This window comes from Paenibacillus sp. EC2-1 (assembly GCF_049311625.1).
Lineage (GTDB): Bacteria > Bacillota > Bacilli > Paenibacillales > Paenibacillaceae > Paenibacillus_AQ.
In genome coordinates this window covers 102,436-117,916 of sequence record NZ_CP186006.1, presented here as the reverse complement: position 1 = coordinate 117,916, position 15,481 = coordinate 102,436, and the positions used below count along the sequence as shown (strand labels likewise).

The following is a 15,481-nucleotide window of genomic DNA, read 5'->3' as shown; positions in this document are numbered from 1 at the left end:
CAACAGGAATACGAATATGAAAAATAGCACAATTTTGTGTAATTTTTCTTATAATATCCGTAGTTTTGTTGCTTTTTTTGTCACAACTGCTATGATGTCTTTATATGTTCGTTTATAATAGAAGCTATTGTAGTATACATAAGAAGGGACGATATGACGATGCAAAAATGGATTATGAGCGGATTGTTCTTCGTCGCATGTACGTTGGCCCTTGTGCTAATGTTTACGCTTCCAGGCAAAGAACAGGTTGCTCAAGAAAACAAGCCAACCATGCCTGAAGTTACATTAGACGCTGCCGCAGCTGAAGCAACCGTAAAAGCTAGTTGTATTACTTGTCATGGTGACCAACTTCAAGGTGGAGCCGGACCTGCTCTTGATAAAGTAGGCGGTCATATGGACGCAGAAGCTATATTTAGTGTCATTACGAAGGGTCGTAAGACAATGCCTTCCTTTAAAGAACAATTGAAGCCAGAAGAAATAGCAAATATTGCCCTTTATCTGGCTGAGAAGAAATAATTATTATCATAAACAGCAAAAAACGCTTGAATAAGGGTTCTCCCTGTTCAAGCGTTTTTTAATAATCAGTTCTTATTGCTGCTCTGTATTTTCACTAGAGCGGCTTTTTTCATATACTTCGTTAAATTGCTGTGCTTCTTTGATATCCACTGCCGTAATCCCGCCATCATCCCATGAGGTCAGACGCAGTGTCACGGTTTTATAATCAATGGTAATGTAGGGATGGTGCCCGAATGCCTCCGAAATGGCTGCTACTTCATCTACGAAAGCTATCCCTTTCATAAATGAACCGAAAGCATATTTACGTATGATCCATCGTCCCTGCTCTAATTCCCAGCCCTCAAGCCGTTCAAGATGTGTTTCAACTTCCTGCTGTGTATACAGCATCCTATCTTCCTCCCCGGAAAACCTCTCCCACGAATGTGGGACTAAATTATTCATCTATTCTATTCTCTACCTATAGGGTTCATTCCCCATCTAGATGAGAGCTACAAATGCCAATTCTTCTTCACCAATAAGAATATGTATCCGATGGTTTCCTTGATCATGCATGACAACGCCACTGCCTACAGATAGAACGGGTTCTGTACCTAGCGCATAAAATAAGTCCTCTGCCAAGGCCTCGTGAACTTCATTCCGATCCAAGTCATTCAGGTTGCCCCAATCCTCAGAATCCATCTCAAAAAAAACGTAGCTATCAGGTATTCGTCCGACGGCCTCCGTTAAATCTTTTAAAATATCTCCATAATCACGACCGTGTTTTACACCCACCGATCTCACTCCTTTCTGTTACTTCATACCTTTAAGTTTCCTTACTCTTATTATACCGGAAATTACAGCTAAAAAAAAAAGGCTAACTTGACGATAAATAGGGTAATGCGCTCATTTGCACAATGCTACCCTTTTCAAAGGGCCGCAAAACGAATGGATTCGTTATTTATTTCTCATGGATGAGGTGTATTATGGAAATTTCAACGATTATTGGTCTAGTGCTTGGTCTTTTTTCAGTATTGGTCGGAATGGTTTTAAAAGGGGCGTCCATTACTGCTTTAGTTAATCCCGCTGCTTATCTTATTATACTCGGCGGAACCGCAGCTACTCTATTTATAGGATTTCCACTAGCGGAACTCAAAAAGTTTCCCAAGCTTGTTAAGATGACCTTCGTGAAGCAAAATCTTATGAATAAGACGGATTTGATTACCCTCTTCATGGAGTATGCTTCCATTACCCGCCGTGAAGGATTGTTAGCACTCGAGTCAAAAGTCGAAGAAATCGATGATGCTTTTCTACGCAACGGAATGCGCATGATCATTGACGGCAATGAGCAGGAATTTGTAAGTGATGTGTTAATGGAAGATATTCATGCCACAGAAGAACGTCATCGCTCCGGTGCACTTATTTTTTCACAAGCTGGTATGTATGCACCCTCTTTAGGGGTATTAGGGGCTGTAATTGGTTTGATTGCTGCCTTGGCAGACATGAGTGACATGTCTGTTCTAGCGCATGCTATAGGTGCTGCCTTTATTGCTACACTGCTAGGTATCTTTACCGGGTATGTTATCTGTCACCCTATTGCTAATAAACTTAAACGTTTATCTAAGCGTGAATTGGAAATTCGTCTGATGATGGTAGAAGGTCTTCTATCCATTCAATCGGGTGTTTCAACGATTGCCATCAGCCAGAAATTATCCGTCTTCTTAACCCCTTCTGAACGCCTTGAAATGAACGAGAGGGAGGCTGGTTCTAGTGAGCAAAAAGACTAGACACGAGCCCCACGAGGAGCACGCAGACGAATCTTGGCTCCTTCCATATGCAGATTTACTTACCTTATTGCTCGCATTGTTTCTTGTCCTCTACGCGATGAGCGCCACGGATGCCAAGAAATTTCAAGAGATGAGCGAAGCATTTAATGTTGTTCTGAACGGTGGCGCAGGCGTACTTGATTACAGTAAGACGGAGCCTAGCAAAGATCCTGCTGATGATGGTGATAATAAAGCAAATAACACCGTTCCCGCTCCTAATACTGAGAAGAGTAATGCTGAGAAGAGACGTGAAGAGCTGAAGAAGCAAGAACAAGAAGACCTGGAGAAACTGAAGAAGCAACTGGACACATATATCAAGAGTAACGGATTAACGACGGAATTAAGCACGAAACTTAATCAATCCCAGCTAATGATCACGATTCGTGATAATGCTCTCTTCGCCCCAGGTGAGGCTATCGTGAAGCCTGAAGCCCGAATACTGGCGAAAGAAATATCCAATTTGCTGCAAAAATTCTCAGACTATGATGTTATTGTATCCGGTCATACGGATAATGTGCCCATGAACAGTTTAAAATACCCTTCGAACTGGGATCTCAGTTCAGATCGGGCGCTCCAGTTCATGAAAATCCTTCTATTGAATCCATCACTTGACCCCAAACGGTTTATGTCAACCGGATATGGGGAGTATCGTCCAATAGCTACTAATAATACGACAGCAGGTAAAGCAAAAAACAGACGTGTTGAAGTATCTATTATTCGCAAATACCAAGATAGTAATACGTATACAAGCGTAACTAAGAATAATAAATAAAACAACCGGTTCTCGGACAAGCATCCTGAGGGCCGGTTGTTTGTTTATATTTTAGTTCAACTAGGTCAACTTGTAATTCAACAGCTTCCCAAGCTCCTGCTTCTCTTGATCGGTAAGATCACGCCAAGCCCCGGTCTTCTGGTTACCTAATTTGATATTCATAATGCGGATACGTTGCAGCTTTCGAACCTCATAACCAAAGGCACTACACATACGCCGAATCTGCCGATTCTTACCTTCTGTTAAGATGATACGAAACACTCGCTCAGACATGCGCGTAATTGTACAAGGAAGCGTCATCTCTCCAAGTATTTTGACACCACTCGACATGCCTCTTACAAATGCTTCCGTTATCGGACGATCAACTGTAACAATATACTCTTTCTCGTGTCTGCCCTCTGAACGGAGGATTTTATTAACAATATCCCCATCGCTCGTGAGCAAGATAAGACCCTCTGAGTCTTTATCCAGTCGCCCGATCGGAAAGATCCGCTCTTTATGACCAACAAAATCAACGATGTTCCCTTTAACATGGAGCTCCGTTGTGCTAGTGATGCCTACAGGCTTGTTAAGAGCGATGTAGACATGCTGGCTCTTCTTCTCGCCGAGCTGACGCCCATTTACACGAACATCATCACCTTCCTCAGCCTGACTACCTAAAACAGCTTTTACTCCGTTAATAGTAACCTGACCACTCTCTACAAGCTTGTCTGCTTCCCGGCGGGAACAGAATCCTGTCTCACTGATGAATTTATTAATTCTCAAGATGTCATCCTCTCCATCTCTGCACAAATTTATGTTCTAATCTTGATTATTCTCGGCAGAAGGTAGCAGAATGGTCACCGTAGTGCCCTTGCCCTCTTCACTTTCGATCTCAAATGTCCCCTGATGCCCTTGTATAATACGCTGGCTCACCATTAAACCGAGTCCCGTACCCGCTTCTTTATTCGTGATGAAGGGTTCCCCAACATGTGGCATCAGTTCGGCTGGTATTCCTTTCCCCTTATCATTTATTCTCACTGCAATCTGTTCTGGCTTCACCTTGTCGATCTCAATCGTAACATATCCGCCATCCGGCATAGCTTCTACCGCATTTTTAAGAACATTAATAAATACCTGCTTAAGCTGATTCTCTTCACAATGTACGATCGCTTTCTCATCCGTATCATGCAGTCTAAATTCGATACCATACAAATGCGCCTGACTATCAAGTAAGGAGATGACCTCATTCATAATGATCCGTAAATCCTTATATTGAAAACGTACAGCCTGAGGCTTGGCCAAAATAAGAAATTCACTAACGATCAAGTTAATTCGATCAAGTTCCGACAACATGAGCCCAATATGATCAGGGTTTACTTTATGAGTCTGCTGTTGTAGCTGTAAGAATCCCCGAAGAGTGGTAAGTGGATTGCGAATCTCATGAGCTACTCCAGCCGCAAGTTGACCAACTGTCGTTAGTTTCTCCGAACGCCTTAGTAATTCTTCCATCCGATTACGTTCTGTCACATCTCGTGACACACTTACCATTGATGTAATGTTGCCCATATCGTCTAGAATCGGAGAGGTGCTGATGCTAACCTCAATCATCGTACCATCTTTACGCTTACGAACCGTTTCGATGGAAGAGAGTTTTTCTCCCGCCTTTAGTCGTTTACGTCGTTCAATTTCCTCAACCTGAATTTCTAGCGGAATCATTTCAAGCCTCTGCCCTATCACTTCATGACTCTTCCAGCCGTATAATTGCTCGAACGCCTTATTCACACTAGTAATGGTTCCATCGGTATCCGTTGTATGAATTGCATCCGCTGTCTGATTAATAACGGATTCTAGATACTCTTTAACCGATTGGTTCTCATCAACCATTTGCTTCAACTGATTGGTATAATGGCCTAAATTTCGAGTCATCGCATTAACCCGACCCGATAATTGCCCAAGCTCATCACGGCTTGTTACTTCAAGACGAGGCTCAAAGTTTCCATCGGCTACATCGTTTACCGTTCCCAGTATAGCCTGAATTGGCCTTGTAAAGTAGCCTGCTACTATATAACTACCAAATATGACGATTTCCAAAAGGACAAGCGATATAGCTACTAAGCTGATCATCTGTTCACGCATCACTGAAGAAACAGCCTCATAGTCCATAACTACGCTAATAATGTAGGGAGGCTTATTTTCAATCTTTATTGGGATAAAACTTTTCATTACTTTCTTTCCGTTTATCGTGCTAACAAAAACGACATTCTCTCCAGTAGTAACCGACTTATCAACTGCCTTTTGGTCTTCTTTTAAACTACCATAGTTGTACGTTCCGAATTTTACGGGCCGATTACCGAACTTAAAATGAATATAATCTGTTCCGTTCTTCTCCATATAAATGTTGCCGAATGTGGATGGATTAATGCCTGTCACTTCCAAAATGCGAGGATTTGCTTGAATAGTCTGCTCTACAACAACATCCGGACTTGTTATTTTAGAGAAATCCGTAATGTTTGTACTGGGAATATAGGGATCAATAATATAATTTCGCTTGCCATCATAATAATATCCCCATTTAAAAATTGATCCAGGTTTAGATGTTGAATACTCAAACGGACCGGACCAGAAATGTCTCTCCTTATGTCCCTCCTGAACCGTTCGCACTTCTGAATACTTGAACAACTCCTGAAAGGATCTGTACCAGTACCCCCAAGTATTCGTAGACAGACCAATCTCCTCTGCTTCAGTAGAACGAGCAATTACGATATCATCATTCTTCTGAATGAGTAGAGATATATGATCGACCCCAAGCTCATCACTAAGCTTCACAAGCTCTTCATTCGTAATATTCCTGTAATCAGGATCGAGTACCCTAGCAGCATTTATTGCTGCCACACGCAACTGGTCACTAAAAATACCTTCCACATATTTAGAACTGTACTCTGCCTGCTCCACGGTAATCGCAATCTGAGTTGCAGCCATGACCATTTTGGTCTCACTGTCCTGCCTTATGTTCTCCTGCGTCGTATAAAAGTTTAGCGCAATATTCAGCAGTAAAATAAAAAGGACAGAAATAGACATGATCAATGATAATTTTGTTTTAATAGACAAAGGCATCTACACCTTTCGACACTTCATAGACAATAAACTGGTATAGCCTGTCATATTTTATGATAACGTGCTATAGGTTAATTGAAAAGAAATTTCGGCTTTTATTTCGATAGGAAGCACCCAAACAGCAGCTTTCATTGATATTGATCTATTCTTTCTCTAAAATAAAAAGTAAAAGTAGTACTTTTTCCACAGATATGTCCACAGCTTGCTAACAAATACACATGTTTTCTGTGGATTATGTGCATAAGTCTGTGTATAACTTTTTATTTTTCCACAAAAGTGTCCACATCATGTTAACAAACGAATGAATGTTCGTTGTATAACTACTACTTTAGTCCCAAATGAGAGGAGAACATGGTTTGAGTTTGAATTATAACGATCCGCACGCTGTGGATAATCAAAATCATGAATATTGGATGCGTGAAGCTATTGCTGAGGCCCTCAAAGCTGAAGCGCTTGGAGAAGTTCCTATTGGAGCAGTCATCGTCCATGATAATGAAATCATCGGGCGTGGCTACAATTTACGTGAGACCACCTTCGATGGGACAGCACATGCCGAAATGGTTGCCATCCGGGATGCCAGTCGTCACCTTGGTGCGTGGCGTCTTCTCGATTGTCGTCTATATGTGACTTTAGAGCCGTGTCCCATGTGTGCAGGGGCTATTGTCCAATCGAGAGTGCCTCAGCTTATATACGGCACTCAAGACCCTAAGGCAGGCTGTGCTGGGACACTCATGAATCTACTTCAGGAATCCCGTTTTAACCATCGTACCGAAGTGGTAGAAGGAATACTACAAGAAGAGTGTGCAACCCTATTGACCCAGTTCTTTCGGCGTTTGCGAGGAAAATAGAACCTCTCTCACTAAAATCTATTGTTATTTTTAAAAACAAAAAAACCCGGCCGAGGACGGCTGGGTTTTTTTGAAATAGTTAACTACTAATTAATAAGCGCCCATTTGACCCATGGATTCCTGGAACTGCTCCATTGTAATCACGTCAGCATCTTTAGGAATTCCAATTTTGAATGTTTGCTTCTCATTGATCTTGCTGTACTGTGTGCTTCCCTTGATTGCCAGCTTCACCGTATCTTTTGTATCTGGATCGTTGAAGTCCACATTCATAACGAGATCTTGGTAAGCCGGGAAGTCCTTTTTATCAATAGCTGTATTAATGTTAAACGTATTGATCTTTAGGTACTTCTGCATTTCTTCAAGATCTTGTTTGAATTCACCCTGATCAACGGATTTAACTTCTTCTTTTGCTTGTTCAATATCTTCTTTCGTCAGACCAAGCATTTCACGGTACTCATCTTTAGCCATAATATCTACGATTTTCGGAGCTGCTTTGTTTACGAAGATATCCAGTGCTTCTTTCAGGCTATCGTTAGTCACGAAGAATTGTACGACTTGCTTCGCTTCTACACCTTCTGGAAGTTTAGCATCTTTAGTTGCAACTTCTTTGAAGTATTTAGTCTGGTCATACTCTGAAATTAGAGCATCTAAAACTTCTGTTGCAAATTTCTGAGACTTTTCAGCATCAAGTGTTTCTGGATTGAATGTTTCCCCGGCTTCTTCAGCCAGTTCTTTCATATCCAAGACCAAATACTTACCTACTACATCCTCTGGGAATGGAAGCATTGGAATACTTGGGATCTTCACATAGATCTTCTCTTTAGTCATGACCATATCAATATTAAAGGTCATTGCCATATCGCCTTTTAGGTTAATACCCATTTGCATTTCAGTCTGCTGCTGAGGTTCTGCCTGGTGAATACCAGTCAATGTAAGCTCAGCATTCTTCAACATAGTAACCGCTTGATCAACGGTAGGATCGCCCTCAGTTGCTGCCATTTTCATCTGAAGATCTTCGATAACGAAGCTGCTCTTCATTTCATAAGACGTCATTGACATGGCGTTCTTCGCAGCAGTGCTCATTGCCTCTTTAGGTTCTTGCTTCTTTGCACAGCCTGATAACACAACTGTCAACATCAACATCAATGACAGCATGATAGCTGCAAACTTCTTGTTGTTCATTTAAAATTACTCTCCCCTCATGACCATAAAAAATAACAAGACCTTCTAATCATAAACTATTTCCACCAAATGAGGAACACTTTATGGAAAATTTACTAAAATAAATTTTCCTTTCATTTTCCTTTCTTTCCAGATCTAAAGAGTGAGTTATAACAAACAGCGAACGCTAGGGCCCCGGTGCGTCTTGTGTTTTTAATACGCTGTATCTAACAATTACGTTTCATTCATTTATGATCCTTATTTTAACGTAGCAGAAATAGACAGCGAAAAGGCCCCCTGCTTAACAGCAGGAAGCCTTTCATTTGGAAATTAAACCGCTGTACAAGTAGTAATCTATCCCTCAGGGTTAAAATGTCCTGATTGCTTCTGAGTCTTCGCGCGGTGCGAGCCAGTCATTGGCTCCTGCATGCCGCCTCCGCTTTCTTTCCGTTTTCTCTGAGGTTCTTGAGCTTCTGGTACGGGTATAGACTTGGGCTTACTCATACTTTGCACTCCTCCATTTCATCATAGAACACAATCTCCTTAAATCCGAGCAGTTTACAGTAAAAGTTGGCCTCGTGAGACTACGGGTTGGTTATTTGTTGTAGTGCTTGTGCACATTCATGAATATGACGCGTATAGTCTCCCGCCATTCCCTGAATGTTCTCATTGCGCTCATCAATAACAACGCCAGCTCGTTCAACGTCCACCAGCTTTACCTTAACTTCTCTGGAATCTACGTAGCAGCATTCAAAGTCAAAGGAGTAATCCTGTCTTCCAGCAGCATCAATGTGAATTCGAACGGCTTGAGGATTGGCCATATCAGCTGCTACTTCTGCATGATCACCGGGTTTCAGTACCGTAGGCAACCGCTCCTGCCATGCGCTTACCAATGTTTCCTGGTCAATATTTAGCTCTGAGTTCATGTATCACACCTCCCCTTGTCTTTAAATTGTGGAGATGTGTTTCTTTTTATGCTTTACAAAAAATACAATGCACGCTGATAAATAAATAAAAAAAAACATACAAAAAAACCGTCTCCCTCATCGGAAAACGGTTTGTGTGTTTGTGTATGGCGGAGAGGATGGGATTCGAACCCATGTGGAGTTGCCCCCTAACGGTTTTCAAGACCGCCCCTCATTGTAAAAACCCGCTACATCTTATTATGACTGAGTTTATAGCACTTTATTGTTGATCCGCTACAGCGGTCTGAGTCTAAACGCTTATTTTAGTACATGACCGTTAGGACAGCTTCATCTTATTATTTTCAAAAGCATGAGTCAACCTGTAAAAGAAAATTCATGCGTTACTAAGCAAATCTATAATTGTCGTACACACTTGTGAGCTCACTTTCTCACCTTTATTTGCATTACCATATAACTTGATATACTGAAATCCTCACTTCTGTCACCATGAACTTTATTAAATCAAAATGAACCTGCCATGCAATTAATGAAAGCTTTTTGACTATATCTGTCTCATCTTTTTTAAACAACGAAAGTGACCAATTGAATGAAAACCCAATGCCCTTACTCCCTATCGAAAACAAAAATAACTACCTAAAGAATAGGTAAGCATTCGTGTTAAATCAGTATTATCATACTTTATCTCATATTCGTTCACTCTAATTAACACTCTTCTAACATAATCATTTCTTTTGGTGCTTTTTTCAATTATAAAATGACTACAATATCAAGTAAATGATCCTAAGAGATTAGCGTCAATATATAAGAGCTCACTAAGACACAGAAAAAGCCCCAACTCTTTTGAGCTCCAATCTGCCTCAGATTTTCTGCTGTATATGCTCTACACAAAAAAAGAACTAAGAACTAACAATCAATATGAAATAATCTTTTTGCTTCCTTTTTAAATACTTCTTCTGAGAACTTCTTCAAAAGAAAATTCGCTAAATCATCATCTGATATAGATTCAAGTTCTTCTACATCTTCTCCCATTATTCTAAGGAAAATCAAGGCAATAGATTTATGTTTAAAACGCACTAATTGCGCAACAGTGATTGGTTCGAGTTCGTCATAAAGTTTCCCTAACTCCTCAATTTCTTCAACATAATATTCTGCATAAACATCTTCCAAAGCATAAAGAATATCATCTAACATTCCAAATTCCACTCTAGATGCATTTAGAAATACAGCCTTTATATAAGATTTAACTAGCTCATACATCTTCTCAGTATCAGCCATTCTTTTTCCATAATGACTATCAAGATAATTCAACGAATAACGAAGTAACTCAGAATTACTCAATTCACAATTTTTAAATAAATTCTTTTTTAATTGCTCCATCTTTTCTAAGGTTTCTTCATCAGCTCTAAAGCTTATTGTTTTTGAAGCATTTTCCATGTTAAATCCCATCTCCAATAAAGCAATATGTTTTGTAATAAAATTTGTAATACATAATGTAATATATAGAACTTGAATTGTAAAGGAGGTGTTAATAACTTCCAACATGAATCCGTTATGAGGTGTCCGTATATGTACGCCCTTTGTTAATGGTAGGTTGTTCTCAGTAAATATATTTCTTCTTCCTTTCAAGCTTTTTATTCCCATAAACGTTTGTCTATCAGTTCATTAATTTTTGACAAATAAAAAACTCTCGTTTATGAATAAACGAGAGTTGAATTTTGTACGGTAATTGTTGCAGGGCAAAGGATTCTCATGCTATAAATAGCGCTTCAAACCTGCAATTGAATAGGTATAGATAATTTTTAGTTTTATTCCCACTCAATCGTTGCTGGTGGTTTGGACGTTACGTCATAAACGATACGGTTTACATTATCCACTTCGTTTACGATACGAACAGAGATTTTCTCTAAGATATCCCAAGGGATACGTGCCCAGTCCGCAGTCATTCCATCGATCGAAGTTACTGCGCGGATACCTACGGTGTAGGAATACGTACGAGCATCACCCATGACACCTGCTTCAATTTTAGGTCATTACATGTCTATTACTGTGCTATTTTATAGATCAATTGTAGCGGGTGAACATGGAATATTCAAGCTAAAATGTGTAAAAAAACTCCTAGTACACTTGAAAACAAACTAAGTGTATTAGGAGTTTAATCTAATATGCTATTACAGCTTCTGTAGTCAAGAACATAGCTGCAACGGATGCAGCGTATTGGAGCGCAGAACGAGTAACTTTAGCAGGGTCAACGATACCTGTAACAAGCTTTCTGAGCATTTTCATCACAGTTATTAATAACAAATTTATAGCAATGACTACTTCTCGCAATCATGCTTACAATTACATTGTAAAGTGGTGGTTGCTTTATTTAAACAGTCTCTCAAACCTTACCTTAGTTCTAACAACTCAGTAATTTAGACCAAAAAACTCTCTTTCATCGACTAACTAAAGCGGTCTAATTCTACTTGCCCCTATTTTTTCTGTCCAACTAAGTGTAGCCGATCCAAGATGCTTCCTTAATTCATTATTTCATATCTGCAAGTTCATTTTGAGATAAGTCCACTAGACCATGTTTACCACTCAGAAAGGTATACTTAGTATACTTATCAACTTTCTCAGGTGGAGTATTCTCCACCAAGATAATTTGATGATTATCACTTAACTCAATTAAAATTTCATACAATTCCTGATAAACCTCTGGATCATTTATTTTACTTTTCTCATCAAGTATAGATTTAAACTCTTCCTGAGTTACTATTTTCTCTACATCTAATTTTTCTTCTTCCTGATCATTCTTTTTCAATGTTCCAAAATATTTGCTGATAGAATCCAATAATAAAAAACCAGGATGACCAAGAGCATAATTATCCACTTTACTTATTAATATGGCTCCTAAGTATGACAATTGCATACATTCTAATAATCCGCCACTTTCATGTACATATACACTCGCACCTTCAAAATAAGGAATATGACTTTCGACATCTATATAAGTCGCGCCATCTGTATTATATTTCAATCTATACATTATTTTTTTATATTCCTTATCAAGAAAACTAAAGACTTCTTCTTTGTACTCTTCATTAACCTGTAGATTATTAAGTTCATTTTTGTAACGTAGAGCCGTAGCTTCTAATCCAATAATATGATTTTTTTTCTCATCAATTTTATGATGAATTCTCAGTCCCTCTTTAATCATTTCATGATCTTTAATAAGTCTATTTATCATTACATTTATACTGTCGATTTGAGAAAGGAAAGGGACATCCGTTTCTTTTGTGAATTCCACTATTACTTCATTAAGTAGATTTTGCTTTTTTGTCAGCCTCTTAACATGGATATCTATTTCTTCAATATTCTTCATTTCATGCTTCATCAAATTTGTTACAAGTGCTATTTTATTTGTAATCTCTTTTTTTACGTTGCGCAGCATTTTTTCTGAATTCTTACTTTCACCCTCTACCTCACTGGTAGTATTCACTACATTTGAGTTACAAAGAGGGCATTCAATTTTTTGTTCTGATATCACTAGTTTATAATTAACTTCCAAAGTTGCATCTACTTCAGCCTGCTCAATGTTGTACTCTTCCAATAATAATTTTTTAGAATTAATAGATAGCTGTATATGCTTCTTTTTACTTTGACAATCATAAATCTCATTTGTTATTAATGCTAGATCTTTTTTGAGCTTGATATACATCTCATTCTCATTATTACTGTTAGATTTACTATTATTAATAATAGCTGTTTTAATTTTATTTTGTTCATCAATACTTTTAATAAATTTATCTGACTTTGCTTGTAACCCAATTCGATCCTCAGCATCTTTATCTTTCAGATATGAGACCAGTCCAGATATTTCTTTTTTTGTCTCTTCAATTTCATTCTCTGTTCTGACCAAACTATCACTTAATTCATTTTTATCAGCTTCAACTAAATTAAACATAAGTTTGAAAGCATGAGGATTTTTATATCGTTTGAATGCATCAATATTCTGTAAGAAGTTATTAGTTCCCAACTCATGCTGGTGTATATACACATATCTAAATATGTCCCTGAAAGAAATACCCTCTATCTCTTTTTCATTACTATGTTTTTTATTTTTGATTAGTTTATACTCATTTATATTTAGCTTTCTCATTAAAAACTTCATTGCCTCTTTAATCCCAAATACTCTAGGTGTATAAGTATCAAGATCTTCGAATGCACAGAAATATATACTTATTTTAGTCTGATTTTCTTTGATTGGTCGCCTAAGAGTGATTACCTCATCATTAATTTTTATTTCAAGAAAGACCTGATCACAATGCGATGCTAATTCTTTTTGAACTGACAAATCAATCTTTCCACTCTTTCCAAAACAATAATCTATTAAACTAAGTACTAGTGATTTCCCTGAGGTCTTTTCACCACTAATGATAGTAAGTCCCTCATTAAATTCTATTGTCCTTCTATACATCAGCCCTTGAATAATTAATTTTCTTATAAGTATACGACTCACTGTTGCACCCCCTTTATTACTTTCTGATTACTAACTGTGAATTTAACATTATTAATAGCATCTATGTAGTTATTTTTAAGTACATCAAAAAATTCCGAATCAACTGCTTCATAAAACTCTTTTCCTCTTGGTTTTAATTCGACTTTCATAGAATCAATTTTATCAACAACTTGACCTCTAATTTCAATGAATTGAAGGTGTACCATTTTGAGAAGAATTTCATTAAGCTTAGTCTGAAAACGAAAATACATATTCGGAGAAGGGATTGAGCCTTTCATATTTCTTTCATTACTATTAAATAGTTGGATCAGATCAAAATTAATAAGACTATAATAAAACATTATTTCTGACACTTTTCTTGGCTTATGATTCTTTGATGCAAAAGCATTCATTAAACATAGAACTTTCATTATGTCTAATTTCTCATTATTAAATAAAAGTTCAATAGAGTGAGGAACTGATGTCATTTTATTTTTCTGTTTAGCCTGGTTTTTCATCAAATCGTTCCTTTCCCCACCAAACATCCATTTCTTCATCCTCAGCTAATAGGTGAATGAACCCTCTGTTTTCATTTTCATCAGACTTATTGTTTTCAAATAGTTTCTCATACCTTCCAAAATCAAATTCTTTCAAACTTTCATGAATTACTTTTACAACGGCACTACTATCACCATGTTTCTCATATGCATCAATAAATAACACCTTATATTGGGTGAATACTTTACCTAATAACGCGTCAATAATTTCTAAAGACATGCCAGTCTTTTTCAAAGCACGAATATATTCTTCGGATGCTACATAAAAAATTGAACTTAATTCAATAATAGATTCATCAACATTTTCGAGTTTTAGTTTTTTAAAAAACAGGTTTCCCTTCAAATTTTTTTTAAAATGGGCTAAACCTGCACCAAGAGCAACAGAGTTAATCAAATCATCAGCTTTACTCTCCACCTCATGAATATTTTCTGAAGTATAACCTGATAAATTTTCACTTAAATAATTCAAGATTCTTCTTATCTCAGCCACATGTGAGGAACCAGTTGTATCATACGGAATAGTAATTAGCCCGTATTCATCTCGTAGTTCTCTCATTCTATCTTGAGTAGGATTATTCAAAAGAATATAGTGCATTCCATTAAAATATTGTTTATAGTCTTTGATTAAATCACTCACAAATTTATCATCAAATGAAAAACCCATGAACAATAAATATTTACTACTTGTTACCGCTTTTAGTAATTCACCATACTTCTCATTTTGATAAAGTGATTCGTAACTACTCCTGCTTATGACTATAGAACCTGGATTAGATGTGTACCCGTGAAGATGACAAATTCGTGTTTCATCAAACATATCTTGAGTACTAAAATCCATTTCCTTTAGCAAAATTGGAACTGTATCACACTTTATATGTTCATAAAGGAGATTTTCATAGTTAGTTGTCAGGTAAAGAGAAAAATTCTCTTTTGCCAAATCAGAATAATTATGAAGGCTCACATCCTCCACCTGAATTCTTTTTTCTTTTATCAATTTCACAATTGTTTTTTGAATATCTTGATCCGCTAAATTTGCATATTTTATTAATTGATCAATTGCACCCCAGTAATCATAGTTCTCAAGGTGCCAATCAACAGAACTCCTTAACAGCGATTCTATTTTTCCTTTTGCGTATGTGTCAGTAATATTCTTTATTAATTCAGCCCAAGTTGGAATTTTAAAAGGCTCGGATAATCCCGCTCCAATAAAAGGAACTATTTTATTCCCACGGTAAGCTTCTTTCAGTAGTTCTAAGTTACCATCCATTTGATTCCCTCATTCTGCAATATGATAAAATTTTTACTTTCCTGTCGTTATCTGCT

At 37.7% G+C, this 15,481-nt stretch carries 15 protein-coding genes and 2 pseudogenes; 4 read left to right on the top strand and 13 right to left on the bottom strand.

Going from position 1 to position 15,481, the window contains the following annotated elements; all coding sequences use genetic code 11:
- The first annotated feature begins 159 nt into the window (after positions 1-159).
- On the top strand, positions 160-516 hold the full coding sequence (locus ACK8P5_RS00550; protein ID WP_422661331.1) for a c-type cytochrome: 357 nt from the start codon (positions 160-162) through the stop codon (positions 514-516).
- Between the two features lie 72 nt (positions 517-588).
- Here ACK8P5_RS00550 and ACK8P5_RS00545 read toward each other — a convergent pair whose 3' ends face one another.
- Together ACK8P5_RS00545 and ACK8P5_RS00540 are read right to left on the bottom strand one after the other, a co-directional pair.
- Entirely contained in the window at positions 589-903 is a 315-nt protein-coding gene (locus ACK8P5_RS00545) for a 4a-hydroxytetrahydrobiopterin dehydratase (protein ID WP_422659073.1), read from the bottom strand.
- A gap of 90 nt (positions 904-993) precedes the next feature.
- Complete coding sequence (locus tag ACK8P5_RS00540) at positions 994-1,287, bottom strand: hypothetical protein (protein ID WP_422659072.1); 294 nt, start codon at positions 1,285-1,287, stop codon at positions 994-996.
- 191 nt (positions 1,288-1,478) lie between these two features.
- Here ACK8P5_RS00540 and motA point away from each other — a divergent pair, with 191 nt between their 5' ends.
- Entirely contained in the window at positions 1,479-2,279 is an 801-nt protein-coding gene (gene motA, locus ACK8P5_RS00535) for a flagellar motor stator protein MotA (protein ID WP_422659071.1), read from the top strand.
- Positions 2,263-3,090, top strand: a complete 828-nt coding sequence (gene motB, locus ACK8P5_RS00530; RefSeq protein ID WP_422659070.1) for a flagellar motor protein MotB — start codon at positions 2,263-2,265, stop codon at positions 3,088-3,090. The genes motA and motB overlap by 17 nt, the downstream gene beginning before the upstream one ends.
- A 60-nt stretch (positions 3,091-3,150) precedes the next feature.
- On the opposite strand, the gene rluF is transcribed toward motB, so the two are convergent.
- Together rluF and ACK8P5_RS00520 are read right to left on the bottom strand one after the other, a co-directional pair.
- Entirely contained in the window at positions 3,151-3,855 is a 705-nt protein-coding gene (gene rluF / locus ACK8P5_RS00525; protein ID WP_422659069.1) for a 23S rRNA pseudouridine(2604) synthase RluF, read from the bottom strand.
- 36 nt (positions 3,856-3,891) lie between these two features.
- Complete coding sequence (locus ACK8P5_RS00520; protein ID WP_422659068.1) at positions 3,892-6,180, bottom strand: ATP-binding protein; 2,289 nt, start codon at positions 6,178-6,180, stop codon at positions 3,892-3,894.
- 362 nt (positions 6,181-6,542) lie between these two features.
- Between ACK8P5_RS00520 and tadA the strand changes: the two genes are divergently transcribed.
- The gene (tadA, locus tag ACK8P5_RS00515) at positions 6,543-7,034 is read left to right on the top strand and encodes a tRNA adenosine(34) deaminase TadA (RefSeq protein ID WP_422659067.1); all 492 of its coding nucleotides are present in this window, start codon (positions 6,543-6,545) and stop codon (positions 7,032-7,034) included.
- A 90-nt stretch (positions 7,035-7,124) separates the two neighbouring features.
- On the opposite strand, the gene ACK8P5_RS00510 is transcribed toward tadA, so the two are convergent.
- The 9 genes and pseudogenes from ACK8P5_RS00510 to ACK8P5_RS00470 form a co-directional block, all read right to left on the bottom strand.
- Complete coding sequence (locus ACK8P5_RS00510) at positions 7,125-8,216, bottom strand: hypothetical protein (protein WP_422659066.1); 1,092 nt, start codon at positions 8,214-8,216, stop codon at positions 7,125-7,127.
- A 333-nt stretch (positions 8,217-8,549) separates the two neighbouring features.
- On the bottom strand, positions 8,550-8,699 hold the full coding sequence (locus tag ACK8P5_RS00505; RefSeq protein ID WP_422659065.1) for a small acid-soluble spore protein P: 150 nt from the start codon (positions 8,697-8,699) through the stop codon (positions 8,550-8,552).
- A gap of 80 nt (positions 8,700-8,779) precedes the next feature.
- Complete coding sequence (locus tag ACK8P5_RS00500; protein WP_422659064.1) at positions 8,780-9,121, bottom strand: hypothetical protein; 342 nt, start codon at positions 9,119-9,121, stop codon at positions 8,780-8,782.
- Positions 9,122-10,024: 903 nt separating this feature from the next.
- Complete coding sequence (locus ACK8P5_RS00495) at positions 10,025-10,660, bottom strand: hypothetical protein (protein ID WP_422659063.1); 636 nt, start codon at positions 10,658-10,660, stop codon at positions 10,025-10,027.
- A 266-nt stretch (positions 10,661-10,926) separates the two neighbouring features.
- Positions 10,927-11,133: pseudogene (locus ACK8P5_RS00490) on the bottom strand (GMP synthase (glutamine-hydrolyzing)); the annotation flags it as partial.
- A gap of 145 nt (positions 11,134-11,278) precedes the next feature.
- Positions 11,279-11,380, bottom strand: a pseudogene (locus tag ACK8P5_RS00485) (molecular chaperone GroEL); the annotation flags it as partial.
- A gap of 265 nt (positions 11,381-11,645) precedes the next feature.
- Entirely contained in the window at positions 11,646-13,622 is a 1,977-nt protein-coding gene (locus ACK8P5_RS00480; protein ID WP_422659062.1) for a hypothetical protein, read from the bottom strand.
- Positions 13,619-14,119, bottom strand: a complete 501-nt coding sequence (locus ACK8P5_RS00475; RefSeq protein ID WP_422659061.1) for a hypothetical protein — start codon at positions 14,117-14,119, stop codon at positions 13,619-13,621. The genes ACK8P5_RS00480 and ACK8P5_RS00475 overlap by 4 nt, the downstream gene beginning before the upstream one ends.
- Entirely contained in the window at positions 14,103-15,425 is a 1,323-nt protein-coding gene (locus ACK8P5_RS00470; RefSeq protein ID WP_422659060.1) for an ABC-three component system protein, read from the bottom strand. Before ACK8P5_RS00470 ends, ACK8P5_RS00475 begins: the two co-directional genes overlap by 17 nt.
- Positions 15,426-15,481: the final 56 nt, after the last annotated feature.

Bases quoted from the DNA above. Each gene is read 5' to 3' on its own strand.
- ACK8P5_RS00550 (WP_422661331.1), top strand. From the start codon at position 160: ATGCAAAAATGGATTATGAGCGGATTGTTCTTCGTCGCATGTACGTTG.
- ACK8P5_RS00545 (WP_422659073.1), bottom strand. From the start codon at position 903: ATGCTGTATACACAGCAGGAAGTTGAAACACATCTTGAACGGCTTGAG.
- motA (WP_422659071.1), top strand. From the start codon at position 1,479: ATGGAAATTTCAACGATTATTGGTCTAGTGCTTGGTCTTTTTTCAGTA.
- ACK8P5_RS00510 (WP_422659066.1), bottom strand. From the start codon at position 8,216: ATGAACAACAAGAAGTTTGCAGCTATCATGCTGTCATTGATGTTGATG.
- ACK8P5_RS00505 (WP_422659065.1), bottom strand. From the start codon at position 8,699: ATGAGTAAGCCCAAGTCTATACCCGTACCAGAAGCTCAAGAACCTCAG.
- ACK8P5_RS00500 (WP_422659064.1), bottom strand. From the start codon at position 9,121: ATGAACTCAGAGCTAAATATTGACCAGGAAACATTGGTAAGCGCATGG.
- ACK8P5_RS00475 (WP_422659061.1), bottom strand. From the start codon at position 14,119: ATGAAAAACCAGGCTAAACAGAAAAATAAAATGACATCAGTTCCTCAC.
- ACK8P5_RS00470 (WP_422659060.1), bottom strand. From the start codon at position 15,425: ATGGATGGTAACTTAGAACTACTGAAAGAAGCTTACCGTGGGAATAAA.